General features: G+C 74.0%; 18 protein-coding genes. 14 read left to right on the top strand and 4 right to left on the bottom strand.

The window, feature by feature from the left end; genetic code table 11:
• Positions 1-15: 15 nt before the first annotated feature.
• A complete protein-coding gene (locus EDF18_RS00435) occupies positions 16-1,524 on the bottom strand; it encodes a PucR family transcriptional regulator ligand-binding domain-containing protein (protein WP_123545437.1) in 1,509 nt (502 codons plus the stop codon).
• A gap of 121 nt (positions 1,525-1,645) precedes the next feature.
• On the opposite strand from EDF18_RS00435, the gene gabT reads away from it, so the two are divergent.
• The 6 genes from gabT to EDF18_RS00465 all read left to right on the top strand — a co-directional run bounded on the left by gabT (position 1,646) and on the right by EDF18_RS00465 (position 10,062).
• Entirely contained in the window at positions 1,646-3,001 is a 1,356-nt protein-coding gene (gabT, locus tag EDF18_RS00440) for a 4-aminobutyrate--2-oxoglutarate transaminase (RefSeq protein ID WP_123545439.1), read from the top strand.
• Complete coding sequence (locus EDF18_RS00445; protein ID WP_123545441.1) at positions 3,001-4,503, top strand: NAD-dependent succinate-semialdehyde dehydrogenase; 1,503 nt, start codon at positions 3,001-3,003, stop codon at positions 4,501-4,503. Before gabT ends, EDF18_RS00445 begins: the two co-directional genes overlap by 1 nt.
• A gap of 118 nt (positions 4,504-4,621) precedes the next feature.
• Positions 4,622-6,064, top strand: a complete 1,443-nt coding sequence (locus EDF18_RS00450) for an aminobutyraldehyde dehydrogenase (RefSeq protein ID WP_123545443.1) — start codon at positions 4,622-4,624, stop codon at positions 6,062-6,064.
• Between the two features lie 73 nt (positions 6,065-6,137).
• Positions 6,138-7,571, top strand: a complete 1,434-nt coding sequence (locus EDF18_RS00455; RefSeq protein WP_123545446.1) for an NAD(P)/FAD-dependent oxidoreductase — start codon at positions 6,138-6,140, stop codon at positions 7,569-7,571.
• The gene (locus tag EDF18_RS00460) at positions 7,568-8,512 is read left to right on the top strand and encodes a universal stress protein (protein ID WP_123545448.1); all 945 of its coding nucleotides are present in this window, start codon (positions 7,568-7,570) and stop codon (positions 8,510-8,512) included. Before EDF18_RS00455 ends, EDF18_RS00460 begins: the two co-directional genes overlap by 4 nt.
• Entirely contained in the window at positions 8,509-10,062 is a 1,554-nt protein-coding gene (locus EDF18_RS00465) for an APC family permease (protein ID WP_123545450.1), read from the top strand. Before EDF18_RS00460 ends, EDF18_RS00465 begins: the two co-directional genes overlap by 4 nt.
• 105 nt (positions 10,063-10,167) lie before the next feature.
• Here the strand turns inward: EDF18_RS00465 and EDF18_RS00470 are convergent, their stop codons facing one another.
• A complete protein-coding gene (locus tag EDF18_RS00470; RefSeq protein WP_123545451.1) occupies positions 10,168-10,845 on the bottom strand; it encodes a TetR/AcrR family transcriptional regulator in 678 nt (225 codons plus the stop codon).
• Between the two features lie 120 nt (positions 10,846-10,965).
• On the opposite strand from EDF18_RS00470, the gene EDF18_RS00475 reads away from it, so the two are divergent.
• From EDF18_RS00475 to EDF18_RS00495, 5 genes are all read left to right on the top strand, one after another.
• Positions 10,966-12,303 (top strand): ABC transporter substrate-binding protein, encoded by a 1,338-nt coding sequence (locus EDF18_RS00475; protein WP_123545453.1) that lies wholly within the window; start codon positions 10,966-10,968, stop codon positions 12,301-12,303.
• Positions 12,300-13,292 carry a carbohydrate ABC transporter permease gene (locus tag EDF18_RS00480; protein WP_233568918.1) on the top strand — a complete coding sequence of 331 codons (993 nt, stop codon included), beginning with the start codon at positions 12,300-12,302 and terminating at the stop codon, positions 13,290-13,292. Before EDF18_RS00475 ends, EDF18_RS00480 begins: the two co-directional genes overlap by 4 nt.
• Positions 13,289-14,284 carry a carbohydrate ABC transporter permease gene (locus EDF18_RS00485; protein WP_123545457.1) on the top strand — a complete coding sequence of 332 codons (996 nt, stop codon included), beginning with the start codon at positions 13,289-13,291 and terminating at the stop codon, positions 14,282-14,284. The genes EDF18_RS00480 and EDF18_RS00485 overlap by 4 nt, the downstream gene beginning before the upstream one ends.
• A gap of 68 nt (positions 14,285-14,352) precedes the next feature.
• Complete coding sequence (locus tag EDF18_RS00490) at positions 14,353-17,550, top strand: glycoside hydrolase family 2 TIM barrel-domain containing protein (RefSeq protein ID WP_123547178.1); 3,198 nt, start codon at positions 14,353-14,355, stop codon at positions 17,548-17,550.
• 111 nt (positions 17,551-17,661) lie between these two features.
• Complete coding sequence (locus tag EDF18_RS00495; RefSeq protein WP_123545459.1) at positions 17,662-18,111, top strand: MauE/DoxX family redox-associated membrane protein; 450 nt, start codon at positions 17,662-17,664, stop codon at positions 18,109-18,111.
• A 155-nt stretch (positions 18,112-18,266) separates the two neighbouring features.
• On the opposite strand, the gene EDF18_RS00500 is transcribed toward EDF18_RS00495, so the two are convergent.
• Positions 18,267-18,986: a bifunctional 2-polyprenyl-6-hydroxyphenol methylase/3-demethylubiquinol 3-O-methyltransferase UbiG gene (locus tag EDF18_RS00500; RefSeq protein ID WP_123545461.1), complete on the bottom strand. Its 720-nt coding sequence runs from the start codon at positions 18,984-18,986 to the stop codon at positions 18,267-18,269.
• Positions 18,983-20,140 carry an NAD(P)/FAD-dependent oxidoreductase gene (locus EDF18_RS00505; RefSeq protein WP_123545463.1) on the bottom strand — a complete coding sequence of 386 codons (1,158 nt, stop codon included), beginning with the start codon at positions 20,138-20,140 and terminating at the stop codon, positions 18,983-18,985. The genes EDF18_RS00500 and EDF18_RS00505 overlap by 4 nt, the downstream gene beginning before the upstream one ends.
• 81 nt (positions 20,141-20,221) lie before the next feature.
• Here EDF18_RS00505 and EDF18_RS00510 point away from each other — a divergent pair, with 81 nt between their 5' ends.
• The 3 genes from EDF18_RS00510 to EDF18_RS00520 all read left to right on the top strand — a co-directional run bounded on the left by EDF18_RS00510 (position 20,222) and on the right by EDF18_RS00520 (position 24,145).
• Positions 20,222-20,884, top strand: coding sequence for a helix-turn-helix domain-containing protein (locus EDF18_RS00510; protein ID WP_123545465.1), 663 nt, complete (start codon positions 20,222-20,224; stop codon positions 20,882-20,884).
• A 304-nt stretch (positions 20,885-21,188) separates the two neighbouring features.
• Positions 21,189-22,370 carry an OmpA family protein gene (locus tag EDF18_RS00515; protein ID WP_123545466.1) on the top strand — a complete coding sequence of 394 codons (1,182 nt, stop codon included), beginning with the start codon at positions 21,189-21,191 and terminating at the stop codon, positions 22,368-22,370.
• On the top strand, positions 22,367-24,145 hold the full coding sequence (locus EDF18_RS00520) for a hypothetical protein (protein ID WP_123545468.1): 1,779 nt from the start codon (positions 22,367-22,369) through the stop codon (positions 24,143-24,145). The genes EDF18_RS00515 and EDF18_RS00520 overlap by 4 nt, the downstream gene beginning before the upstream one ends.
• Positions 24,146-24,494: the final 349 nt, after the last annotated feature.

A 24,494-nucleotide genomic window follows, 5' to 3' on the forward strand; every position in this document is an offset into this window, starting at 1 on the left:
TGTCACGGGCCACCGTCAGCGAGGCCCGGTGCCGACTCCCGCGCCCGCGGCCTCCAGCAGGGCCCACAGCTCGGCCCGCCCGGCGAAGCCGTCGAGCGGCAGCCCCAGCACGGACTCGACCTTGGCCACCCGCGCGCGGAGGCTGTGGCGGTGCAGGCCGAGTCGGCGGGCGGCCGGGTCCCAGGCGCCGTTGTGCTCGAGCCACGTCCGGCAGCAGACGAGCAGCTCGTCGCCGTCGGGCAGGGCTGCCACGGGGGCGAGGCGGGACGACGCGAGCTCGGCGGCCCCCTCCGACCAGAGCGCGGCCACGAGGCCGCCGGCCGCGAGGCTCGCCCAGGTGACCACCGCCTCCTCGGCGGACGACGTCGCGACGGCGAGGGCGCGCTCGGCCTGTGCCACGGCACCGGCGAGGTGGTCGAGGTCGGTGACGTCCGAGACGCCGATCCGCAGGCCGTGGGCGGCGGCGAGCGCTGGCAGATCGACGGCGCTCTCGGCGGCGAGCACGGCGATCCTCCCGTCGACGAGCGCGACGAAGACGTCGGGCCGACCGGCGGCGAGTCGCTCGACGGCCTCGGTCGCGTGGTCGGGCGAGTCCCGAGGAGGCGCGGCGAGGGCCACGACGACCGGCCCCGCGGCGATGCCCACCCCGACCGACCTCGTGATGGACCGTGCCACCTCGACCTGCCCTGCCACCAGCAGCGACCACACCTGCCGCCAGAGCTCGCGCTGCCCGCGCAGCCGGGCGACGTCGCGCTCGAGGGTGACCTCAGCGAGGGCGACCACGCTGGTGAGGACGGCGCGGGCGGCCGTGTCGAGCTCGGCGGGGGTGCGGACGGCGAGGACGCCGCGGAGGCCGTCCCGCCGGCCGAGGGTCTGCAGCGACACCACGGCCCCGGGGACGGTCACGGTGCTGCCGGCCCGGGCCCCGCGGCGCAGGAGCCGTGCGACCTCGGCCTCGACCTGCCCCTGGTCGACCTGCCCGTGGTCGGCCGCGGCATCCGTCCCGTGCAGCACCACCGACCCGCCGAGCTGCTCGCCGAGCACCCGCAGCACGGCGTCGAGCCCGCCGTCGCCGATGGCCGCGACGGAGACGGCGCGCTGGGCCCGCAGCGTCCAGCGGTCGCGGTCGCGCGCCTCCTCGGCCAGCTGGTCGGCCGCCCAGCGGGCGACGGCGATGAAGGGGGTGCGCCAGGGGACCTCGACGACGGGCACCCCGAGGGCGGAGGCGGCGAGCACGAGCTCGACGGGCGTGTCGGGCCGGTGCACGCCGGCGCCGAACCCGAGGGCGACCACGCCGGCGCCGACGACCCGCTCGACCCAGGCGTCGTAGTCGTCCTGCGTCGCGTCGGCCCGGAACTGGCTGCCGGTCGTGAGCAGCATGGTCGAGGCGGCGACGAAGGGCGACGGGTCGACCAGGTCCGAGCTGTGCACCCACGAGAGCGGCTCGTCGGTGCGCGTCGTCGGGTCGAGGAGGCGCAGGCCGAGGGGAGCCTGGCGGACGAGGGCTCGGACGGTGGGGCGCACGCGCCGAACCTAGCACCGGCCTGCCGATCTGGCAGGCCGGAGGCGAACATGCGACGAAATGTCGGTCGAGGAGGTGCGCCCCGGCTCCCTAGAGTCGCCGCAACGTCGAAGGAGCGCCTGCATGTCGAGCACCACAGTCACCACCCCGCGCGGAGGCCCCGGCCTCGAGCAGCGCCGCCGTCTCGTCACCGAGGTGCCCGGCCCGCGGAGCCGCGAGCTGATGGAGCGCAAGCGCGGCGCGGTCGCCGCGGGCGTCGGCGTCTCGCTGCCCGTCTTCACGGAGGCGGCCGGCGGGGGAGTGCTCGTCGACGTCGACGGCAACACCCTGATCGACCTCGGCTCGGGCATCGCGGTGACGGGCGTCGGCAACTCGGCCCCCGGCGTCGTGGAGGCGGTCGTCGAGCAGGTGCAGCGCTTCACGCACTCCTGCTTCATGATCACGGCCTACGACGGCTACGTCGAGGTCTGCGAAGCCCTCAACCGGCTCACGCCCGGCGACCACGACAAGCGCTCGGCGCTGTTCAACACCGGCGCGGAGGCGGTCGAGAACGCCGTCAAGATCGCGCGGTCGTACACGCGGAAGTCCGCCGTCGTGGCCTTCGACCACGCCTACCACGGCCGCACGAACCTGACGATGGCGCTCACCGCCAAGTCGATGCCCTACAAGAGCGGCTTCGGGCCGTTCGCCCCGGAGATCTACCGCGCCCCGCTGTCGTACCCGTACCGGGACGCGGGGCTCGACGGGCCGCAGGCCGCGGCTCGCGCGATCTCGCAGATCGAGAAGCAGGTCGGCGCCGCGAACCTCGCCGCAGTCGTCATCGAGCCGATCCAGGGCGAGGGCGGCTTCATCGTGCCGGCGCCCGGGTTCCTCCCCGCGATCGTCGCCTGGTGCCGCGAGAACGACGTCGTGTTCATCGCCGACGAGGTGCAGACCGGCTTCGCCCGAACCGGTCGCATGTTCGCCAGCGAGCACGAGGGCATCGTGCCCGACCTGGTCGTCACGGCGAAGGGCATCGCGGGCGGGCTGCCGCTCTCGGCCGTCACCGGACGGGCCGCGATCATGGACGCGCCGCACGTCGGCGGCCTCGGCGGCACCTACGGCGGCAACCCGATCGCGTGCGCCGCGGCCCTCGCGGCCATCGAGTCGTTCGAGCACGACGGCCTGCTCGAGCGCGCGACCGCCATCGGCGACCTGCTGCTCGGCCGCCTGCACGACCTGCAGCAGGGCGACCCGCGCATCGGCGACGTCCGGGGCCGCGGTGCGATGATCGCGATCGAGCTCGTGGACCCGCTCACCGGCGAGCCCGACGCCGCCCTCACCGGCCGGGTCGCCGCCGCCTGCCACGCCGAGGGCGTCATCGTCCTCACCTGCGGCACCTTCGGCAACGTCATCCGGTTCCTGCCGCCGCTCGCCATCGACGACGCGCTGCTGCACGACGGCCTCGACGTCGTCGCCGCGGCGCTCGGGTCGGCCTGATGACCGACGTGTCGACGGTCGCACGGACGACGCGGCCCGACGCCGCAGCGCTGCCCGGGTTCCCCCCTCACGTGGTGACGCTCGTGAGCGAGGGCGCCGCCGCCCCGGCCCTCGACGGCGTCCCGACCTTCCCCGTTCACGACCCGGCGACCGGCGAGGTCCTCGCGCTCGTCGCCGACCAGCGCCCCGCGGACGCGATCCGCGCCCTCGACCGGGCGGTGGCGGCCGCCGACGAGTGGGCCGCCACGCCGCCGCGCGTCCGCGGCGAGACCCTGCGCCGGGCCTTCGACCTCCTCGTCGAGCGTCGGGAGTCGTTCGCCCTGTTGATGTCGCTCGAGATGGGCAAGCCCCTCGCCGAGGCGCGGGGCGAGGTCGCCTACGGCGGCGAGTTCCTCCGCTGGTTCTCCGAGGAGGCGGTGCGCGTCCAGGGCCGGTACGGTCCCGTCCCCGAGGGCACCGGCACCATGATCGTCACCCACCGGCCGGTCGGGCCGGGCTACCTCGTCACCCCGTGGAACTTCCCGCTCGCCATGGCGACCCGCAAGATCGCGCCTGCCCTGGCGGCCGGCTGCACGGTCGTCGTCAAGCCGGCCGAGCTCACGCCGCTCACGACCATCGCGTTCGCCGAGCTGCTGCGCGAGGCCGGCGTCCCCGACGGCGTCGTCACCGTGCTGACCACGACGGACGCGGCCGGGGTGACCGGGCCCCTGCTCGCCGACCCGCGCCTCCGGAAGCTCTCGTTCACCGGCTCGACCGCGGTCGGCCGGGTGCTGATCGCGCAGGCGGCCGAGAACGTGGTCCGCACCTCGATGGAGCTCGGCGGCAACGCCCCCTTCGTCGTGATGGCCGACGCCGACCTCGACGCCGCCGTCGACGGCGCGATGCTCGCGAAGTTCCGCAACGGCGGGCAGGCCTGCACGGCCGCGAACCGCCTGCTCGTGCACGAGCGGGTCGCCGACGAGTTCACGCGCCGCCTCGCCGAGCGCGTCGAGGCGATCGTCGTCGGGCCCGGCACGGCCGACGGGACGACCCTCGGCCCGCTGATCGACGACCGCGCCGTCGCGACCTGCGAGCGGCTCGTCGCCGACGCCGTGGCCCGGGGCGCCCGCGTCGTCACGGGCGGCTCGGCGCCGGGCGGCCCCGGCTCGTTCTTCGCGCCGACCGTGCTCGCCGACGTGCCCCGCGACGCCGACCTGATGCACCAGGAGATCTTCGGCCCGGTCGCCGCCGTCACGACGTTCCGCGACGAGGACGACGCCGTCCGGCTCGCCAACGACACTCCCTACGGCCTCGTCGCCTACCTCTTCACGACCGACCTGGCCTGTGGACGACGGATGCTCGGTCGGCTCCGCACCGGCATGCTGGGCGTCAACACCGGCCTGGTCTCGAACGCCGCGGCCCCGTTCGGCGGGGTCGGGCACTCGGGCCTGGGGCGTGAGGGCGGCAGCGAGGGAATCCACGAGTACCTCGACACGACCTACGCACTGCAGCCCGACGGCTGATCCCGAGCCGACGAGCACCGACCCGACCGAACCGAACCGACCAGCACGGCCCCGACCAGCACGGCCCCGAGCACCACGGCCCCGAGCACCACGGCACCAGCACCACCGAGAGGACACCATGGCGACCCTGCAGAACTTCGTCGACGGCCGGTACGTCGACGCCCACGGCACCGCGACGATCGACGTGGTCTCGCCGATCACCGAGCAGGTCGTGGCGGTCTCGCCCGTGAGCGACGCGGCCGACGTCGACGCGGCGGTGCAGGCCGCGGCCCGGGCGTTCCCCGGCTGGAGCCGCAGCACTCCGTCGGTGCGCCAGGCCGCGCTGCTCGCGCTCGCCGACGCCCTCGACGCGCACAGCGACGAGCTCGTCGAGGCGCAGCACCGGGACACGGGGCAGCCGAAGGCGATCATCGCTGCCGAGGAGGTCGCCGTCGGCGCCGACCAGGTGCGCTTCTTCGCCGGGGCCGCCCGCCGGCTCGACGGCATCGCCTCGGGGGAGTACCTCGACGGGCTCACCTCGTCGGTGCGCCGCGAGCCCATCGGCGTCGTCGCCCAGGTCACGCCCTGGAACTACCCCCTGATGATGGCGATCTGGAAGATCGCCCCGGCGCTCGCCGCGGGCAACACGATCGTGCTGAAGCCGAGCGACACGACGCCGGAGTCGACCCTCGTGCTCGCCTCCCTGACGAAGGGCGTCCTGCCCGACGGCGTCTTCAACGTCGTCCTCGGCGACGCGAGCACGGGCCAGGCCCTCGTCGAGCACCCCGTGCCCGGGCTGGTCGCCATCACGGGCTCGGTGCGCGCCGGCGTGGCCGTCGCGACCTCCGCCGCCGACCGCGTGGCCCGGGTGCACCTCGAGCTCGGCGGCAAGGCGCCCGCCGTCGTGTTCCCCGACGTCGACGTCGACGTGGTCGCCCCCCAGATCGCGGAGGCGGCCTTCTTCAACGCTGGCCAGGACTGCACCGCGGTGACCCGCGTCATCGTGCACGAGTCGGTCCACGACGACCTGGTCGCCGCCCTGGTGCGCGCCGCGGAGGCGACGACGGCCGGTCCCGACGCCGGGGAGGGCGCCTCCTACGGGCCCCTCAACAACGCGCGGCACTTCGCCGCGGTCCAGGCCGTCGTCGACTCGCTGCCCGCGCACGCGACCGTGGTGACGGGCGGGCACCGCGTCGGCGGGACGGGGTTCCACTTCGCGCCGACGATCGTGACGGGCGTGCGGCAGGACGACGACGTCGTGCAGGCCGAGGTGTTCGGCCCGGTGCTCACCGTGCAGTCGTTCGGCACGGCCGACGAGGCGCTCGCGCTGGCCAACGGCGTGCCCTACGCCCTGGCCTCGAGCGTCTGGACCGACAGCCACACCACGGCCGAGCGCTTCGCCCGCGACCTCGACTTCGGCTGCGTCTGGATCAACACGCACATCCCGCTCGCGGCCGAGATGCCGCACGGCGGGTTCAAGCGCTCCGGCTACGGCAAGGACCTCAGCGCCTACGGCCTCGAGGACTACACCCGGGTCAAGCACGTGATGAGCGCGCACGCCTCGCCGCGCGCCTCGTCCTGACCGCCCCGGCCGAGCCGACCCCCACACTCACTCGGCACCACCCGGTGCCCGCACCAGCGACGGAGACCACCCCATGACCGACACCACCACCTGCGACGTCGTCGTCATCGGCGCGGGGGCCAGCGGCCTGACCGCGGCCGCCGACCTGCGAGCGGCGGGCCTCGACGTGGTCGTGCTCGAGGCACGTGACCGCGTCGGCGGCCGGCTGCGCACCGAGACGATCGACGGGGCGATGCTCGAGCTCGGCGGCCAGTGGGTGTCGCCCGACCAGACGGCCCTGATCGCCACGCTCGGCGAGCTCGGCCTCGAGACGTACTCCCGGTGGCGCGAGGGCGAGAGCGTCTACGTCTCCGCCGACGGCACGGCGTCGCGCTTCACGGGCGACATCTTCCCTGCCTCCGAGCACACGCAGGCCGAGATCGAGCGGCTCATCGTCGTGATGGACGAGCTCGTCGCCGAGACGGACGTCGCGGCCCCCTGGGAGCACCCGCGGGCCGCCGAGCTCGACCACGTGTCGTTCTCGGCCTGGCTCGAGCAGCAGAGCGACGACGCGGAGGCGCGGGCCAACATCGCGCTCTTCATCGCCGACGCGATGCTCACGAAGCCGGCCCACTCGTTCTCGCTGCTCCAGGCACTGCAGATGGCGTCGAGCGCCGGCAGCTTCAGCAACCTCGTCGACGCGGACTTCATCCTCGACAAGCGCGTCGTGGGCGGCCTGCAGCGGGTCCCGCTGACGCTCGCGGAGAAGCTCGGCGACGCCGTGCGCCTCGGCCAGCCGGTCGAGACGCTCGACTGGTCGGCCGACGGGGTCGTCGCGTCGACGCCCGAGCTGCGCGTGGCGGCCCGCTGGGCCGTCGTCGCCGTGCCGCCCAACCTCTACTCGCGCATCGAGTACCTGCCCGCTCTGCCCGCCCTGCGCCAGCAGTGGCACCAGCACGTCTCGCTCGGCCTCGTGATCAAGGTGCACGCCGTCTACGAGACGCCGTTCTGGCGCGACGCCGGTCTCTCGGGCACGGCGTTCAGCCCCTACCAGGTGGTGCACGAGGCGTACGACAACTCGAACCACGACGACCCGCGGGGCACCCTGGTCGGCTTCGTCAGCGACGAGAAGGCCGACCGCCTCCTCGCCCTGCCCGCCGACGAGCGACGCGCGGCGATCCTCGCGTCGCTGGCGTCGTACTACGGCGAGCAGGCGACCGAGCCGGTCGTCTACTTCGAGAGCGACTGGGCGAGCGACGAGTGGACGGGCGGCGCGTACGCGACGAGCTTCGACCTCGGCGGCCTCTCGCGCTGGGGCCACGACCAGCGGGTGCCCGTCGGGCCGATCCACTTCTCGTCGAGCGACATCGCGGCGGAGGGGTTCCAGCACGTCGACGGCGCGATCCGCGTCGGGCACGACGTCGCGGCCGAGATCCTCGCCGAGCGGGACGCACACGCTGACGCATCCGCGCAGCCCGCGTCCGCAGGCCAGCCCGAGCACGCCGACGCCGGAGCGGCCGTCTCGTGAGGAGCGTGGTCGTCGGGTACCTGGACACCCCCGCGGGGCACGACGCCCTGGCCCTCGGCACGGCCCTCGCGCACACGCTCGGCGTGCGCCTCGACCTCGTGATGGTCCTGCACGACCAGGGCCGTGCCTCCCTCGTCCCCACCGCGCCCAGCTACGAGCGGCACCTCGACGACCTCGCCGAGGGCTGGCTGCAGGAGGCGGCGGCCGAGGTCCCAGCCGGCGTCACGTCCACGACGCACCTCGTCCGGGCCGAGACGTTCGCGGAGGGCCTGGTCGCGGCCGCCGCCGACCTCGAGGCCGACGCGATCGTGATCGGTGCCGGCAAGGAGGGGACCCTCGGCCGGCTGCACCTCGGCAGCGTCGGGGGAGTCCTCGTGCACTCCGCGCCGGTGCCCGTCGCGATCGCTCCCGCCGGCTTCGCCGAGCGCGGCGTCCGCAGCTTCGGCAGCGTGACGGCGGCGGTCGGCACCAGGGCCGGCGCCCGGGCGGTCGTCGACACGGCGGTCGCCACGGCCGCCGCGGCGCGCGTCCCGCTGCGGCTCGTCTCGCTGGTGACGCTCGACTCCGTCGGCGACGGCGAGCGCCGCGACCGCGACGAGCGCGAGCGCGCCCTGCACGACGAGGCGCGCGAGCACGCGGAGCGGATGCGCGACATCGCCCTGGACGGCGTCCCCGCCGACCTCGACGTCACGGTCGAGATCGCCCCGGGCCCGAGGATCGCCGACGCGATCGACGCCCTCACCTGGAGCGACGACGAGCTCGCCCTCGTCGGTTCGAGTCGTCTGGCCCAGCCCCGTCGGCTGTTCCTCGGGAGCGTCGCCGCGAAGATCGTGCGCGGCGTCCCCGTCCCCCTCGTGGTGGTTCCTCGTGACCACGATGCCCGCACGACCTGGACCGGCGTCGCCCCGGGCGGCGCCCACCCCGAAGGGACCAACCCGTGAGCATCCTCAAGAAGTCCGGCGTCGCCGCCGACCGGACCCTGTCGTCGAAGGGGCTGAGCGCCGGCAGCGTCGGCCTGATCGGCGCCGTCGTCATCGGCATCTCGTGCATCGCGCCCGCCTACACGCTGACCGGCGCCCTCGGCCCGACCATCGCGCAGGTCGGCACGCACCTGCCCGCGATCTTCCTGGTCGGGTTCATCCCGATGCTCCTCGTCGCGTTCGGCTATCGCGAGCTGAACAGCGCGATGCCCGACAGCGGCACCTCGTTCACCTGGGGCGTCCGCGCCTTCGGCCCGTGGGTCGGCTGGATGGCCGGCTGGGGGCTCGTGGTCGCGACCATCGTCGTCCTGAGCAACTTGGCGGGCATCGCCGTCGACTTCTTCTACCTGCTGCTCGGGCAGGTCTTCTCGGATCCGTCGATCGCCGACCTGGCGGCGAACCCGCTGATCAACGTCGTCACCTGTCTGGCCTTCATGGCCGGGGCGACCGTCATCTCGTACCGCGACATGCAGACCACCCAGAAGGTGCAGTACTGGCTCGTCGGGTTCCAGCTGCTCGTGTTGGTCGGCTTCGCGATCGTGGCGTTCGTCCGGGTCGGCGGCGGATCGGCGTTCGACGCCACCGCGATCTCGCTCGACTGGTTCAACCCGTTGACGGTGCCGACCTTCTCGGCGTTCGCTGCCGGGCTCTCGCTGTCGATCTTCATCTTCTGGGGCTGGGACGTCACGCTGACGATGTCCGAGGAGACGAGCGGCTCGCGGACGACCCCCGGCCGCGCCGCCACCCTCACCGTCGTCATCATCGTGCTGGTCTACCTGCTCGTCTCGCTCGCCTCCATGACGTTCGCCGGCCTCGGCGACGAGGGGGTCGGGCTCGGCAACCCCGACATCCAGGGCAACGCGTTCTCGGCGCTCGCCGGGCCGGTGCTCGGGCCGCTCGCGATCCTCATGTCGCTGGCGGTGCTGAGCAGCTCCGCCGCCTCCCTCCAGTCGACCTTCGTGTCGCCGGCGCGCACCCTGCTCGCCATGGGGCACTACGGCGCGCTGTCGCCGAAGTTCGCCCGCGTCTCGCCGCGGTTCTTCACCCCCGGGTACGCGACCCTCGCCTCCGCCGTCGTCGCGAGCGTCTTCTACGCGGTGATGCGCTTCATCAGCGAGGACGTGCTCTGGGACACGATCACGACCCTCGGCATGATGATCTGCTTCTACTACGGGCTCACGGCGTTCGCCTGCGTCTGGTACTTCCGGCACCAGTGGCGCACCGGGGCACGCAACCTGTTCTTCCAGATCGTCGCTCCGGGCGTCGGCGGGCTCATCCTCGCCGTGCTCTTCGTCACCACGCTGGTCGACAGCATGGACCCCGACTACGGCAGCGGCTCACAGATCGGCGGGGTCGGCCTGGTGTTCCTGCTCGGCGTCACGATCCTCGTGGGCGGCGTCGTGGTGATGCTGGTCAACGCCCGGCTGCGGCCCGCGTTCTTCCGCGGCGAGGGGCTCCGGGCCGGCGTCGCCGGCGACGAGCGCGAGGGGCAGGCCGTTCTGCCCGAGTGACCGCGCGGCCCCCGCCTGCTCAGACCTCGAGGGCGGGTCAACTGGGTCGACGGCGGGAGCTTCACGACCCGCCCTCGACCGCATCGACCCGCCCTCGGGGGTCGGTCAGGCCGAAGGAGGCGCGGGCTCGGCCCCGTCGCCGGTCGCGGCAGGCAGGATCACGAGGTCGAGGTAGTCGCGCAGCAGCCGCGGCACGTCGACCTCGTCCGGGGCGAGCAGCCACTGCAGCTGCACCCCGTCCCACAGCCCGACGAGCCCGGCGGCCGCGCGGTCGGGGTCCACGCCCTCGCGCAGCCGGCCGACCTCGGCCAGCGCGCGGAAGTCCGCGGCGTAGTCCCGTCGCAGGACGGCGAGCCGCTCCGTGACGTAGGCGCGCCCGGGGTTGCCCTCGGTCACCGCCTCGCCCGACAGGACCGTGTAGAGCCCGATGAGCCCGGGCACGCCCTCGTTGTACCGTGCCTGCCGCTCGACGTCGCCGGCGAGCTGCACGCCGGCGCCGCGCACGAACTCGCCGCTCGACATCTGGTCGCGACGCCGCAGCACCTCGAGCAGCAGGTCGCTCTTCGACGGGAAGTAGTGCAGCAGGCTCGTCTGGCTCATGCCCACCACGTCGGCGACGCGCTGCAGCGACCCGCCCTGGTACCCGTGGGCGGTGAAGACCTCGAACGCCGCCTCGACGATCGCGGAGCGGCGCTCGGCGGACTTGGCGTAGGGGCCGCGAGGGCCGCCACGGCCGCCGCGGGCACCGCGGCCACGGGTCGTCACGGGAGCGCCTTCGGTCATGACCGGGAGCCTACGACGCCCCGCGCCTCCACGGTGTCGACCTGGGTGTCAATTTCGAGCGACCACTCGAAAAGCCGTGTTACGGTCGCTCTCGTCCCGTCCACAACGAAGTGAGTCCTGATGAGTCCTCTGAGTCGTCGGCAGCTGCTGAGCCTCGGCCTCGGCGCGTCCGCCGCCGCCGTCCTCGCCGGCTGCGCCACGCCCGGCACGACCTCGGTCAACACCCTGCCGACCATCCCGCCGGCCGCCGGCAAGGTCCGGCTCGAGTACTGGGCCTGGCTCAAGGGCCTCGACCAGGTGACCGACCTCTACAACAAGAGCCAGGACCGCGTCCAGGTCGAGACCGTCTTCATCCCCGGCGGCAACGCGGGCGGATACCAGAAGCTCTACTCCGCGCTCGCCGCGGGGGCCGGGCCCGACATCGCCCAGGTCGAGCTGCGCTCGCTGCCCGAGTTCCTGCTCGCCAACGGCGTCGTCGACCTCAAGCGCTACGGCGCCGAGAAGTACGAGGAGCTCTACGACCCCACGCTCTGGAACCAGGTCAGCTACACGGGCGGCATCTACGCCGTGCCGCAGGACAGCGGCCCGATGGGCATGTTCTACCAGCCCGCCGTCTTCGACCAGGTCGGCGCGGCCGTGCCCGCCACCTGGGACGAGTGGGCGGCCGTCGGTGCCGAGCTCAAGGGCGCGGGCGTGCTGATGGACTCGTTCCCGCTCGCCGACGCCTCGCCGTTCGCGGCCTACGCCACGCAGGCCGGCGCCTCCTGGTTCACCGCGGAGGAGGACGGCTGGGTCATCGACATGACCGACGAGGCGACCCTCGAGGTCGCTGCCTTCTTCGACAAGGCGATCGACGACGGCATCGTCACCACCGCCTACGGCGCCTACACGCCGGCCTGGTTCTCGGCCGCGGCGGACGGGAAGATCGCCTCCGTCGCGACCGGCTCGTGGGGCGACGCCCTGATCGAGGGCGTCAGCGGCGCCGAGGGCAAGTGGAAGGTCGCGCCCTTGCCGACCTGGGACTCGGGCTACGCCTCGAGCTTCCTCGGCGGCTCGACCGCCGCGATCCTCGCGAACAGCCAGCACCCGCAGGAGGCGCTCGAGTTCGCCGTCTGGATGACCACCACCCCCGAGGGCGTCAACGCCCTGATCGAGTTCTGCGGCATCGGCTGGTCGCCGGCCGTGGACGTGGTCGGCACGCTCCGCGAGAAGCCGAGCGCCTTCTTCAGCGGCCAGAACTACAACCAGGAGGTGTTCGTGCCCGCCACGAAGGAGTCCAGCCAGAACCAGGACTGGAGCTGGTGGCCCGTCACGCAGCAGTCCTTCAACATCCTCAGCGACGGCTTCCGCGGCAAGGCCTCGGGCGGCACGCTCGTCGACGCCGTCGCGCAGGCCGAGAAGGACATCATCTCGGTGATGCAGGCCAAGGGCCTCTCGATCCGCAAGGCGAACGCGTGAGCGCCGGGATGGAGACGCGGCCCGAGACGGCAGCGGCGACGGACGCCACGGCGCCCGGCCGGGGTCGCGACGGAGGCGGCGACGCCACCCGCAGGAAGGGCGCGTCGTCCGGCGCCGTCAAGCGCGCCCCGTGGGTGCTGCTCTTCCCGTTCCTCGCCCTGTTCCTGCTGACCTTCATCGTCCCGATCTTCATGGCGCTCGTGTCGAGCTTCACGAAGGTGACGCGCGGCGGCCTCTTCGGCGAGGCCGGCGTCGTCACCCAGTTCGCCGGCTTCGACAACTACGCCCAGGTGATCGGCGACCCGAACTTCGTCGCCTCGATCGGCCGGATGTTCCTGTTCGGCATCGTCCAGGTGCCGGTCATGCTGATCCTCTGCACGGTGCTCGCGCTGCTGCTCGAGTCGGCCTCGGCCAAGTGGCCGGGCGTCTTCCGCGCCGCGTACTTCCTGCCGTACGGCGTGCCCGGCGTCATCGCGACCATCCTCTGGTCGTTCCTCTACGTGCCGGGCCTCAGCCCGATCATCGACGTGGCCGAGGTCTTCAGCGTCTCGCCCGACTTCCTCGGCGCGAACACCGTGCTCTGGTCGATCGCCAACATCGTCACGTGGAGCTACACCGGCTACAACATGCTGATCATCATCGCCCAGCTGAAGTCGATCCCGGTCGAGCTGTACGAGGCCGCCAAGGTCGACGGGGCGTCGGCTCTCCGGGTCGCGACGAGCATCCAGCTGCCGCTGATCCGCCCGGCCCTGCTGCTCACCGCCGTGTTCTCGATCATCGGCACCCTGCAGCTCTTCGCCGAGGCACAGGTGCTGCAGCGCGTCGCACCGGCCATCGACAGCCAGTACACGCCGAACCTCAGCGCGTACACGACGGCGTTCGCCTACAACGACTACAACGTCGCCGCGGCTCAGTCCGTGCTGATCGCGCTCGTCGCGTTCACGCTGTCGATCGTGTTCCTCACCATCACGAACAGGAAGTCCGCATGAGCCCCCGCACCTCGGGTGCTGCGACGAGCGCCCCGAGCGCGGAGCACGCCACCGACACCGAGTCCATCGTCACGGCCGGCCAGGGCAGGAGGCGCGGCGAGGGCCGTGCCGCCGCCCGCCGCTCGGCGAACAGCGGGCCGGACAGGTCCGCGGGCCGCAGCCGCGCCTCCACCATCATCGTCACGGCTGTGCTGGTCGTCGTCGCGCTGTACTTCCTCATCCCGGTCTACTGGGTCGTGGTCGCCGCGACGAAGACCACGGGCGACCTCTTCGGCACCTTCGGCTTCTGGTTCGCCCCGACCTTCGCGCTCTGGGACAACCTCGGCCAGGTGCTCACCTACGGCGACGGGATCTTCCTGCGCTGGCTCGGCAACTCGGTGCTCTACGCCGGGGTCGGCGCCCTGATCGCGACCTACTTCGCCGCGGCCGGCGGCTACGCCCTCGCCAAGTACGAGTTCCGCGGGCGCAACGCCGTCTTCGGCACGATCCTCGGCGGCGTTCTGGTGCCCGGCACCGCGACGGCGCTGCCGCTGTTCCTGCTGTTCAGCCAGATGGGCCTCGCCAACACCTACTGGAGCGTCCTGCTGCCGTCGCTGGTGTCGCCGTTCGGCCTCTTCCTCTGCCGGATCTACGCGCAGGCCACCGTCGACACGTCGCTGATGGAGGCCGCCCGCCTCGACGGCGCGAGCGAGCTGCGCATCTTCCACACCCTCGGGCTGCGCATCCTCACGCCTGCGCTGGTGACGGTGTTCCTGTTCCAGCTCGTCGGCATCTGGAACAACTACTTCCTGCCCCTCGTGATGCTGAGCGACGTCGACAAGTTCCCCGTCACGCTCGGCCTCAACAACTGGCTCAGCCAGACCGACCGGCTGCCCGAGTTCTACCAGCTGACGACCGGCGGCGTGCTGCTGTCGATCATCCCGCTGGTCATCGCCATGGTCGTCCTCCAGCGCTTCTGGCGCGGCGGCCTCACGGAAGGATCCGTCAAGTGACGACCCCCGCCTCCTCGTCCGCCGCCTCCTCGACCCTCGGCTCCTCGGCCCCCAGCTCGGAGACCTCCGTGTCCCCGAGCCCGGCGGCACCGGCGCCCGTCGACTACCTCGCCGACACCGGTCCCGGCACGGGCCGTCGCAGCCCCGCCCGGTCGTGGCTGCACACCGACGCGCCGACCCTGTCGCTCGACGGAGAGTGGGCGTTCCGTCTGCTGCCCGGCGCGCCCGGCACCCCCGGGGGCCGCGGCGTGCTGCCCGAGGGCGAGGCCGTCGACGGCGTGGGCGACCCCGACCTCGACGACTCGTCGTGGCAGTCGATCGCCGTGCCGTCGCACTGGGTGCTGACCGGCGACGGCGAGCGGGGCGCGCCGATCTACACGAACGTGCAGTTCCCGTTCCCGACCGAGCCGCCCTTCGTGCCCGACGCGAACCCGACCGGCGACCACCGCCGACGATTCGACCTGCCGGCCTCGTTCGACGGCGCCGAGCGCGTGCTGCTCCGGTTCGACGGCGTCGAGTCGCGCTACGTGGTCTGGGTCAACGGCGTGCACGTCGGCGTCGGCGTCGGCAGCCGCCTCGCGCAGGAGCTCGACGTCACCGACGCCGTGCGCCCCGGCGAGAACGTCATCGCCGTGCGTGTGCACCAGTGGTCGGCCTCGAGCTACGTCGAGGACCAGGACCAGTGGTGGCTGCCCGGCATCTTCCGCAGCGTGACGCTGCAGGCCCGCCCGGTCGGCGGCCTCGACGACGTCTGGCTGCGCACCTCCTGGCACGGCACGGCGGGCGAGACCGCAGGAGGCGCGACGATCGTCCCCGAGGTCACGGCCGGCCCCGACGCGTTCCCGGTCACCCTCGCGGTGCCCGAGCTCGGCGTCGACGTGACCTGGGCCACGGCCGCCGACGTGGCGCCCGTCGAGCTGCCCGAGGGCGTCGAGCCCTGGTCGGCCGAGACGCCCCGCCTCTACGACGCCACCGTGTCGAGCGCGCTCGGCGCCGAGGTCGTCAGCCTCCGGCTCGGCTTCCGCACCGTGCGGATCGACGGCGACCTGTTCACCGTCAACGGCCGCCGCGTCGTGTTCCACGGGGTCAACCGGCACGAGACCCACCCCGACCGCGGCCGCGTCTTCGACGAGGAGTGGGCTCGCCGCGACCTGCTGCAGATGAAGCGGTTCAACGTGAACGCGATCCGCACGTCGCACTACCCGCCGCACCCGCGCCTCCTCGACCTCGCGGACGAGCTCGGCTTCTGGGTCGTGCTCGAGTGCGACCTCGAGACGCACGGCTTCGAGCGCGACGCCTGGACCGAGAACCCCAGCGACGACGCCGCCTGGCACGACGCCTACGTCGACCGGATGGTGCGCACCGTCGAGCGTGACAAGAACCACCCGTCGATCGTGATGTGGTCGCTCGGCAACGAGGCCGGGACGGGCCGCAACCTCGCGGCCATGGCCGCGTGGACGCACGCCCGCGACACCGGTCGCCCCGTGCACTACGAGGGCGACTACACCGGCGCCTACACCGACGTCTACTCGCGGATGTACTCGTTCGTCGACGAGACGCGCGCGATCGGCAGCGGCGACGAGTCGGTGCAGCTGCTCGGCTGCACGCCCGCCGAGGCGGCGCGCCAGCGGTCGAAGCCGTTCCTGCTCTGCGAGTACGTGCACGCCATGGGCAACGGCCCGGGCGCGATCGACGAGTACGAGGCGCTGGTCGACGAGTTCCCGCGGCTGCACGGCGGCTTCGTCTGGGAGTGGCGCGACCACGGCCTGCGGCACCGCACCGCCGACGGCACCGAGTTCTTCGCCTACGGCGGCGACTTCGGCGAGGTCGTGCACGACTCCAACTTCGTGATGGACGGGATGGTCCTCAGCGACGACACCCCGTCGCCCGGCCTGTACGAGTGGGCGCAGGTCGTCGCGCCGATCCGCGTGTCGCTGGCCGTGGGCGAGGACCTCGGCCGGACCGACACCGACACCGAGACCGACGCCGAGGGTGCCGAGGCGCTGGTGACCGTGGCGAACCTGCGGCACTCGGCCGACGCCTCCGACGTCGTGGTCCGGCTCACGGTCGAGCACGACGGCGAGGAGGCGCTGGTCGCCGACCTCCCCGTGGCCGGCGTCGGCGACGACGCCCTCGCCGCGGGGGAGACGGTCGTCCTGGCCGTCCCCGGCCTGCCGGTCTCGTCCTCGGGCGAGACCTGGGCGACGGTGCGGGTCGTGACCGCCGCCGACGCCGAGTGGGCGCCCGCCGGACACGTGGTCGCGACCGCGCAGCTCGACCTCACGCCTGCCGCGGCGGTCCGGCGTGCGCCGTCGACGCTGCGACCCGGCGTGCCCGGCTCGGCCGGCGACCGGCTGGCGGGCGCCTCCTCGGGCCGGCTCGACCTCGGTCCGGCGTCGTTCGTCGACGGCCGTCTCATCTCGCTGGCCGGCCGACCCGTCGACGGGCCGCGGCTCGAGCTCTGGCGTGCGCCGACCGACAACGACCAGGGGCGCGGCTGGGTGCCGCGCGACCGCGACGTCGACGTGATGCGCGACCGGCACCGCGCCGACCAGTACCTGCTGGCGGAGCTGCCGAGCGCCGAGACGACCTGGCTGCGGCTCGGGCTCGACCGGATGACGCCCCGCGTCGAGCAGGTCACGGCGACGGCCTCGCAGGTGCACGTCCGCACACGCTGGGCCGCGGCCGACGCCCGCCAGGCCGTGACCGTCGACGAGCGCTGGTCGCTCGAGGGCGGCGAGCTCTGGCTGGCGCTCGACCTGGTGCCGACTGCCGGCTGGGACACCTCCTGGCCGCGCGTCGGCGTGCGCCTCGACCTGCCGACCGACGTCGCCACCGCGTCGTGGTTCGGCACGGGGCCGCACGAGTCGTACCCGGACAGCAGGAACGCCGCGGTCGTCGGCCGGTACACGTCGTCGGTCGACGACCTCGTCGTCGACTACGCCCGCCCGCAGGAGAGCGGACACCGCAGCGACCTGCGGAGCCTCGACCTGAGCGGCGCCGACGGCCGCGACTGGCTGCGGGTCGACGCCGTCGGCGACGAGCTCGGCCGCCTGCCCGGCTTCACGCTGCGCCGGCACACCGCGCAGCAGGTCGACGCCGCCCGCCACCCGCACGAGCTGCCCGAGCCCGACCACACCTACCTGTGGCTCGACGCGGCGCAGAACGGGCTCGGCTCGCGGGCCTGCGGGCCCGACGTGTCGGCGCCGCACGTGCTGCGGCCGTCGGCTCGGTCGATGCGGCTGCGGCTGACCGCGCTCGGCTAGCGGGCCTGGGCTTCGGCCCGGGCCCGCCGAGTGGTCAGTTCTGGTCATCCGTGCAGCACGGAACGACCGGAACGGACCACTCGGCGTCCCCGGCAGGAGCAGACTGGCCCGATGTCGAAGCGCACCACAGCCCGTCCCACGTCCGTCCCGAGGACCGTCGCCCGCCTCCTGCTCGGGGCCGTCCTCGTGTTCGCGGGTGCCAGCCACCTCAGCTTCGCGCGGGACGACTTCCAGGCGCAGGTGCCCGAGTGGCTCCCGATCGACGACGACGCGGTCGTGCTCGCGTCGGGCGTCGTCGAGATCGCGCTCGGCAGCTCGCTGATCGCGCTCGGCCGGTGGCGCGTGGCCGTCGGACTCGTGGCGGCGGCGTTCTTCGTCGCGATCTTCCCGGGCAACATCTCGCAGCTCGTCACCAAGACGAGCGCCTTCGGCCTCGACACCGACGCCAAGCGCTGGCTGCGCCTCCCGTTCCAGCCGCTGCTCGTGTTCGTCGCGCTGTGGTCGACGGGTGCCTGGCGCGACCGCCGCATCGTGCTCGACCGCCTGCGCCGCCGCCGCTGACCTCGGGCGTCTCCCGTCCCTCCGCCGCCCCTCTGCCGCTCCTGTCCCGCACATGCCGACCTCGAGACCCGCGATAGTGGGAGATCCGGGTGTTGTGGAGCCCGGAGCGGGCTTCCGGTCGGCATGTGCGGCCCAGCAGGGCCGGAGCGAGCGGACTAGGAGGCGCGGGTCGCCTTGACGACCACGTCGCGCACTGTGGTGGTCCCGCCGTCCGTCGCGGGGACCTGCCGCGCGCGCAACTCGGCCACCTCGACGGTCCAGCCGCCGTCGGGGACGGCCGCGAGCACGTCGTCGATCGTGAACATCAGCTCTTCCTTGCCGTGCCGACCGGCCCCCGCGGCCAGGTCGGACAGGTCGTGGCCGACGACGAGCAGGGTCCCGCCGGGGGCCACCGCCTCCGCCAGCGACCGGAACAGCGCGGCGCGCACCGGGTCGGCGAGGTGCATGAACTGCGACGACACGAGGTCGACCGACCCCGGTGCGGGAGCCCACTCCGCGAGGTCGTGCTGCTCCCAGGTGATCCGGCCAGCCGCCTCCTCGTCGACCTCGGCCGCCCGGGCCGCCGCCTTGTCCAGCGCGGCCTGCGCGATGTCGATCGCGGTCACCTGCCAGCCGCGGCCCGCGAGCCAGATCGCGTCGCCGCCCTCGCCGCTGCCGACGTCGAGCACGCGACCCGGCTCGAGCCCGCTCGCCTCGTCGACGAGGACGGGGTTCGGGCGCCCGCTCCACTGCAGGCCGGGGGCCGAGTAGCGGTCCTCCCAGTAGTCGCGGCCCCACTCCTCCGAGGCGTGCTGCCCGTGCTGGTCCCCTCCGTGCCCGTGGCCGTGCTCCGGCTGGTCCTCGTCGTGCGGGTGCTGCCCGGTCGTCTGCGTCATCGTCGTGCTCCCTCGAGTCCGTGCAGGCGGTCGCCGAGCACCCTGGTCGTGTTCTCCACCTCGGCGCGGACGCTGAACGGCCGGCGTCGCTCCGCCACGGCGAGGTCGGTGTCCTCGGTGATGAGGTCCATGTTGACCGAGACCGCGACCCCCACGCCGGAGGCGGCGGCCGTGATCACCTGCATCCGCGCGTCGGCGACGTTGCCGGCCAGGTACAACCCGGGCACGGTCGTGGCCCCGGTCAGCGGGTCGGACGCGATCACGGTCCCCAGCCCCATCGGGTGCGGCTCGTGCACCAGGCCGAGCGGCTCGAGCAGGTCGCCGTTCGGGCGCACCGCCGCGGCGACGGCGAGCGCGTCGACGGGCACGACCGGTGCCTCGTCGACGACGACGCCGGTCAGCGCGTCGCCCTCGATCCGCAGCGACCGGACGCGGCCCGTCACGACCTGGACGCCGCGGGCGGCGAGCCGCTCCCACTCGTCGTCGGACGGCTCGGGCGCCTGGTGCACGAAGAGCGTCACGCGGTCGCTCCACTGCCGGAACATCATCGCCTGGTGCACGGCGAACGGGGTCGTGCCGAGCACGCCGATCACCTGGTCGCGGATCTCCCAGCCGTGGCAGTACGGGCAGTGCACGACGTCGCGACCCCAGCGCTCGGCGAGCCCGTCCACGTCCGGCAGCTCGTCGGTGAGGCCGGTCGTCACGACGACGCGTCGGGCCCGGACGACGCGCTCGTCGCCGTCCTGCGTCGTGAGCGAGACGGTGAACGAGGAGGCGCCTCCTGCGACCGCCCCCGTGGCCGACACCTCGGCGACGGAGGCGTCGCCGGGCTCGCCACCGCTGCGCTCCAGCCGCGTCACGGTCCCGTCGACGACCTCGCCGCCGACCTGCTCCACCTCGGCGCGGCCGAGCCGGGTGAGCTCGCGCGGGGCGATGCCGTCTCGGGTGAGGAAGCCGTGCACGCCCTCGGCGGGGGCGTTGCGCGGCTCGCCGGCGTCGACGACGAGCACGCGACGACGGGCACGGGCGAGGGTGAGGCCGGCGCTGAGGCCGGCGGCGCCGCCGCCGACGACGACCACGTCGTAGGTGGTCGCGGTCGTGGTGGCGAGAGCGGCGGCGGGTGCGTCGAGCGGGGACTGCGGGGTGTTCGTCATGGTGGGTGACCTCCTCAGATCATGCTCGACCCGCACCTCCTCGTCCTGCAAGCTCTGTTGCCGATGTGGCAAGATCGCGGCATGGCACACGATCGTTCCCGTCCTCACGGCCCTTCGGCGGCGTCCTCCGGCACCGGTGCCGACGCTGGTGCCGAGGCCTCGACCGACGACGTGCTCGCGGCGGTCGGCCCCCGGCTGCGTGCGCTGCGGGCGACGAGCGGTCGCACGCTCGCGCAACTCGCCGAGACGACCGGGATCTCGGTCAGCACCCTGTCTCGGCTCGAGTCGGGCCAGCGGCGTCCGGCGCTCGAGCTGCTGCTGCCGCTCGCCCGCGCCCACGGCGTGCCGCTCGACGAGCTCGTCGGCGCGCCCGAGACCGGCGATCCGCGCATCCACCTCCGGCCCGTGACGATGCACGGCCAGACGATCGTCCCGCTGTCCCGCGGCGGGGGAGGGCTGCAGGCGTTCAAGCACCTCATCGAGGCCGACGTGCCTCCGGGCGAGCCGGATCCCCGCGTGCACGAGGGCTACGAGTGGCTGTACGTGCTGCGCGGACGCCTGCGGCTGGTGCTCGGCGAGCACGACCTGGTGCTGCCCGCGGGGGAGGCGGCGGAGTTCGACACGCGCACCCCGCACTGGTTCGGCCGGGTCGGGCCCGGAGCCGTCGAGTTCCTCAGCCTGTTCGGCCGCCAGGGCGAGCGCATGCACGTGCGGGCGGCGCCGCCCGGCCGTCTCGGCGCCTGACCCGTCCCGCCGCCCCTCCGACCTCCGCCCACCGTCCCGTCGCGTCCCGTCGCGTCCCGTCGCCGAGACGGCAGGCTCGCGACGACTTGCCCCCGATGGTCGGTCGGCGGCCCTGCGGGCAGCCGTTCGGGGCACCTCGACGGCGCCGGCCGTCGCGACCTGAGGAGGAGCGCGGTTCATCCCGGAGGAGGGGCCCGGTCATCCCTGGGCAGGCTGCGGCGGAGCGCGACCCGTTCCTACGCTCGAGGTCCGGACGCTCGTCGTCCCCGAGCGGGCCTGCCCCGCGCGATCCAGAGGACCTGCCATGACCCCACGACCCTCCGCGTCCCCGCGGCCCGCCCTGCGCGCCGTCGCCGCCACGGCCGCCGCAGCCCTCGCGCTCACGGCCCTCGCCGGCTGCACCCTCGAGTCGCCCGAGCCGCTCGTCCTCGGCTTCACGGCCACCTCCGCCGAGCCGCTCCCCTCGCTCGGCTCGGGAGCCGCCGACGCCGTCTCCGCCCACGCCCTCGCGGCGCACCAGCCCGCCGAGGGCGGCGTCGACGTCGTCGTGCAGGGCACGTCGTCCGCGTCGGCCCACGACCTGACCCCGATGCTGACCGCCGACCGCGTGCAGCAGGTCCCTGACAAGAGGGAGGCGGCGGTCGCCGACGCCCTGGACGCGCTCGGCTCGGACGTGGCCGGCCTCACCGCCGGCGACGAGGGCCTCGACCTGCTCTCGGTGCTCGCCTCCGCGGCGGCCCTGCACGACGGCGGGTCGATCGTCGTCGTGTCGAGCGGGGTGCAGACCGCCGACCCCCTCGACCTGCGCCAGCTCGGCTGGTCGTTCGACCCGGGCGCGGTCGCCTCGACCCTCGCCGACCAGGGGGCGCTGCCCGACCTGGGCGGCCACGCCGTCACGTTCGTCGGGCTCGGCCGCACGGCGGGGTCGCAGCCCGCCCCGTCGATCTCGTCGACGAGCCGCCTGTCCGAGCTCTGGCTCGCGATCTGCGACGCCTCCGGGGCGACGAGCTGCACCGACGGGGGAGCGGGCGCGTCCCAGGAGGCGCCCGTCGCCTCCTCGGCGGTGCCCGTCGTGCCCGTGACGAGCGACGCGACGCCGTGCACCGCTCCGCTCGTGCTCTCGGCCGCCGTCCTCTTCGGCGGCGACTCCGCGGCCCTCGGATCGACCGCCGACACGGCCCTGCAGGGCGTCGCCGACGAGCTCGGTCGTTGCCCGTCCGGTGTCGCCGCCGACGTCGTCGGCCACGCGGCCGACACCCGCGCCGGGGTCGTCGACGGCGAGCAGCTCAGCCTCGACCGGGCGCAGGCCGTCCACGACGCCCTCGTGCGCCTCGGCGCCCCTGCCGGCACGCTCGGCGACGTCGTCGGCCGTGGCGACGCCGACCCCGTGGTCGACGACCTGCCCGGCGGCGTCTTCGACGACCAGCTCGCGGCGCAGAACCGCCGCGTCGAGATCACCTTCCGCAGTGAGGACACCGCGTCATGACCGACATCCGCCCCGAGTCCCGTCCCGACGACCAGGTGACCGCGCGCCTCGACAGCTGGCCGGACGCGCAGGCCACGGAGCGCCTCCACGGCTGGCCCGATGCTCAGGTGACTGAGCGCCTCGACGGCCGGCCCGACGCGCACGTCACCGAACGACTCGACGGCTGGCCCGACGGGCAGGTCACCGAGCCCCTGCCCGGCCGGACGGCATCCCGGCCGACGGACCGGCTGGACGCCTGGCGGGAGGCCCGCGTGCGGGACCGCCTCACCGGTCGGCCCGACCACGACCCGACCGGGCGGAGCGCCACGCCGACACGAGCCGTCCCGGCGACCTCCGCTGCGCCGACGGCGCCCGAGGCGGCCGCTGCCGTCCCGGCCGCTGCCGTCCCGGCCGCTGCCGCGCCGCCAGCCTCCGTCCCGACCGCCGTCGCCCCGACTGCTGAAGTCCCGACCGCTGCCGCGCCGCCAGCCTCCGTCCCGACCGCCGTCGCCCCGAGCTCTGCCGTCCCGAGCTCACCCGCGGCGACGGCGCCCACCCCGCTCCCGGCGCCCCGCCCGGCCGGCACGCTCCCGCGGGCCCGCGCCGTCGAGGCGATCCCCGCCGGCGACCTCGTCCTCTCGCTCGTCGGCGTCGGTCCGATCCCGGCACGGCACGTCGCCACGGCCCCGCGCCTGCACGACGAGCGCCTGCGCGCCGACCTGCCCGAGGGCGTGGACGACCACACTCCGCTGGAGGCGGCGCTCCGGCTCCGCACCGAGGTCGCGGCCGAGAGGTGGCTGGCCCGTCGCACGCGGCAGGTGCTCGACCCGGCGGCGCGCCGCCTCACCGCGCTCAGCTCGCGGCACCGCGAGGTGCTCCGACGCCTCGACCGCTCGGGCGACGAGCCCCTCGTCGACACGACGGGCCGCACCGTGACCCGGGACGAGGCCCGGGCGACCGCCGACCGGCTGTCCGTGGCGATCGAGGCGTCGCTCGACTCGGGCTCGGAGAAGCACCGCACCGAGTCGCGGGCCCGCAAGCGCCTCCTGCTGTTCTTCGTGCTCGCCGACTTCGCGCTGTTCGCCTACTTCATGTCCCGCGTGCTCAACGTCGACGTGTTCATGCCGGCGACCGACCCGATCGCCTTCACGACGTCGATCGTGTTCGCGCTGCTCTTCACCCTCGGCGTCGCCTACGCGCTGCACCACTTCGGGCACGCGCACCGGGTGCACAAGGACGACTCCGGCGAGGTGGTCGTGCCCGACGGCGCGGTGCAGCTCCGGCTGCAGCTCGTCTACGTGCACGTCCTGACGGTGCTGCCCGGCGTGCTGATCGGCGTGCGGATCGTCGACGACGCCCTGGTCTCCGGAGCGCCCCTGCCCCTGGCGTTGCTGCTGGGCGTCGCGATCGGCGTGGTCATGGCCGGCATCGGGCACCTGATCTACCGCACGGAGCTGCGCGACGGCACGAGCGCGACCGACCGCCTCCTGCACCTCGGGCGGCACCTGCGGAAGGCCCACCGGCGCGACCGGAAGCTGCACCTCGAGCTCGACCGGCTCGAGCGACGCGTCGCGGTCGTCTCGGCCCGTGCGGAGCGCGCCGCCGCCCGGATAGAGCAGACCGGCGACCGCCGGGCGAACCGCGGCCCGAGTACCCGCACCCTGCGGTACACGCGGTCGCTCGCCGGCACGGTGCACGTCGGGGCGGCCCTGCCGGTCGTCCGCCCGGCCCGGGGCGGCCTCGACGAGGCCCTCGGCCAGATCCGGGCGCCGCGCGTCACCGACCTCGCCGATTGACCCGCGCCCGACCCGCCCGCCCGCGCCTGCCCGCGCCCGCGCCCGCGCCCGCGAGGCGGCGTCCGACGCAGGTGAGGACGGGAAAGGGACGTTGCAGACGGGGGCCCCGCCACACGACGTCCCATTCCGTGCACGACGCTGTCGTAGTGCGGCGGCGCCCCCGCGAGGAGACGCCTGACCGCACACGGATGACGCCGCGCGGAGAGGTCCCCGATCCCGCCCTCGACGTCGCCCGGCCAGCACACGGTGATGAGACGTCGTCGGTGAGACGTCACCTGTGCGGCGTGCAGGGCTGCATCATGCGGGGATGGCGCTGCCCTCGCGCCGACAGGGGCCGGGATGACCGCCG

It is taken from the genome of Frigoribacterium sp. PhB107, assembly GCF_003751515.1.
Classification (GTDB): Bacteria; Actinomycetota; Actinomycetes; order Actinomycetales; family Microbacteriaceae; genus Frigoribacterium.

What these genes read in the sequence shown, in the direction of transcription:
- EDF18_RS00470 (WP_123545451.1), bottom strand. Translation starts at nt 10,845, where the DNA reads ATGACCGAAGGCGCTCCCGTGACGACCCGTGGCCGCGGTGCCCGCGGC.
- EDF18_RS00455 (WP_123545446.1), top strand. Translation starts at nt 6,138, where the DNA reads ATGACCGACACCACCACCTGCGACGTCGTCGTCATCGGCGCGGGGGCC.
- EDF18_RS00510 (WP_123545465.1), top strand. Translation starts at nt 20,222, where the DNA reads ATGGCACACGATCGTTCCCGTCCTCACGGCCCTTCGGCGGCGTCCTCC.
- EDF18_RS00485 (WP_123545457.1), top strand. Translation starts at nt 13,289, where the DNA reads ATGAGCCCCCGCACCTCGGGTGCTGCGACGAGCGCCCCGAGCGCGGAG.
- EDF18_RS00505 (WP_123545463.1), bottom strand. Translation starts at nt 20,140, where the DNA reads ATGACGAACACCCCGCAGTCCCCGCTCGACGCACCCGCCGCCGCTCTC.
- EDF18_RS00445 (WP_123545441.1), top strand. Translation starts at nt 3,001, where the DNA reads ATGACCGACGTGTCGACGGTCGCACGGACGACGCGGCCCGACGCCGCA.
- gabT (WP_123545439.1), top strand. Translation starts at nt 1,646, where the DNA reads ATGTCGAGCACCACAGTCACCACCCCGCGCGGAGGCCCCGGCCTCGAG.
- EDF18_RS00450 (WP_123545443.1), top strand. Translation starts at nt 4,622, where the DNA reads ATGGCGACCCTGCAGAACTTCGTCGACGGCCGGTACGTCGACGCCCAC.
- EDF18_RS00520 (WP_123545468.1), top strand. Translation starts at nt 22,367, where the DNA reads ATGACCGACATCCGCCCCGAGTCCCGTCCCGACGACCAGGTGACCGCG.
- EDF18_RS00495 (WP_123545459.1), top strand. Translation starts at nt 17,662, where the DNA reads ATGTCGAAGCGCACCACAGCCCGTCCCACGTCCGTCCCGAGGACCGTC.
- EDF18_RS00500 (WP_123545461.1), bottom strand. Translation starts at nt 18,986, where the DNA reads ATGACGCAGACGACCGGGCAGCACCCGCACGACGAGGACCAGCCGGAG.
- EDF18_RS00515 (WP_123545466.1), top strand. Translation starts at nt 21,189, where the DNA reads ATGACCCCACGACCCTCCGCGTCCCCGCGGCCCGCCCTGCGCGCCGTC.
- EDF18_RS00475 (WP_123545453.1), top strand. Translation starts at nt 10,966, where the DNA reads ATGAGTCCTCTGAGTCGTCGGCAGCTGCTGAGCCTCGGCCTCGGCGCG.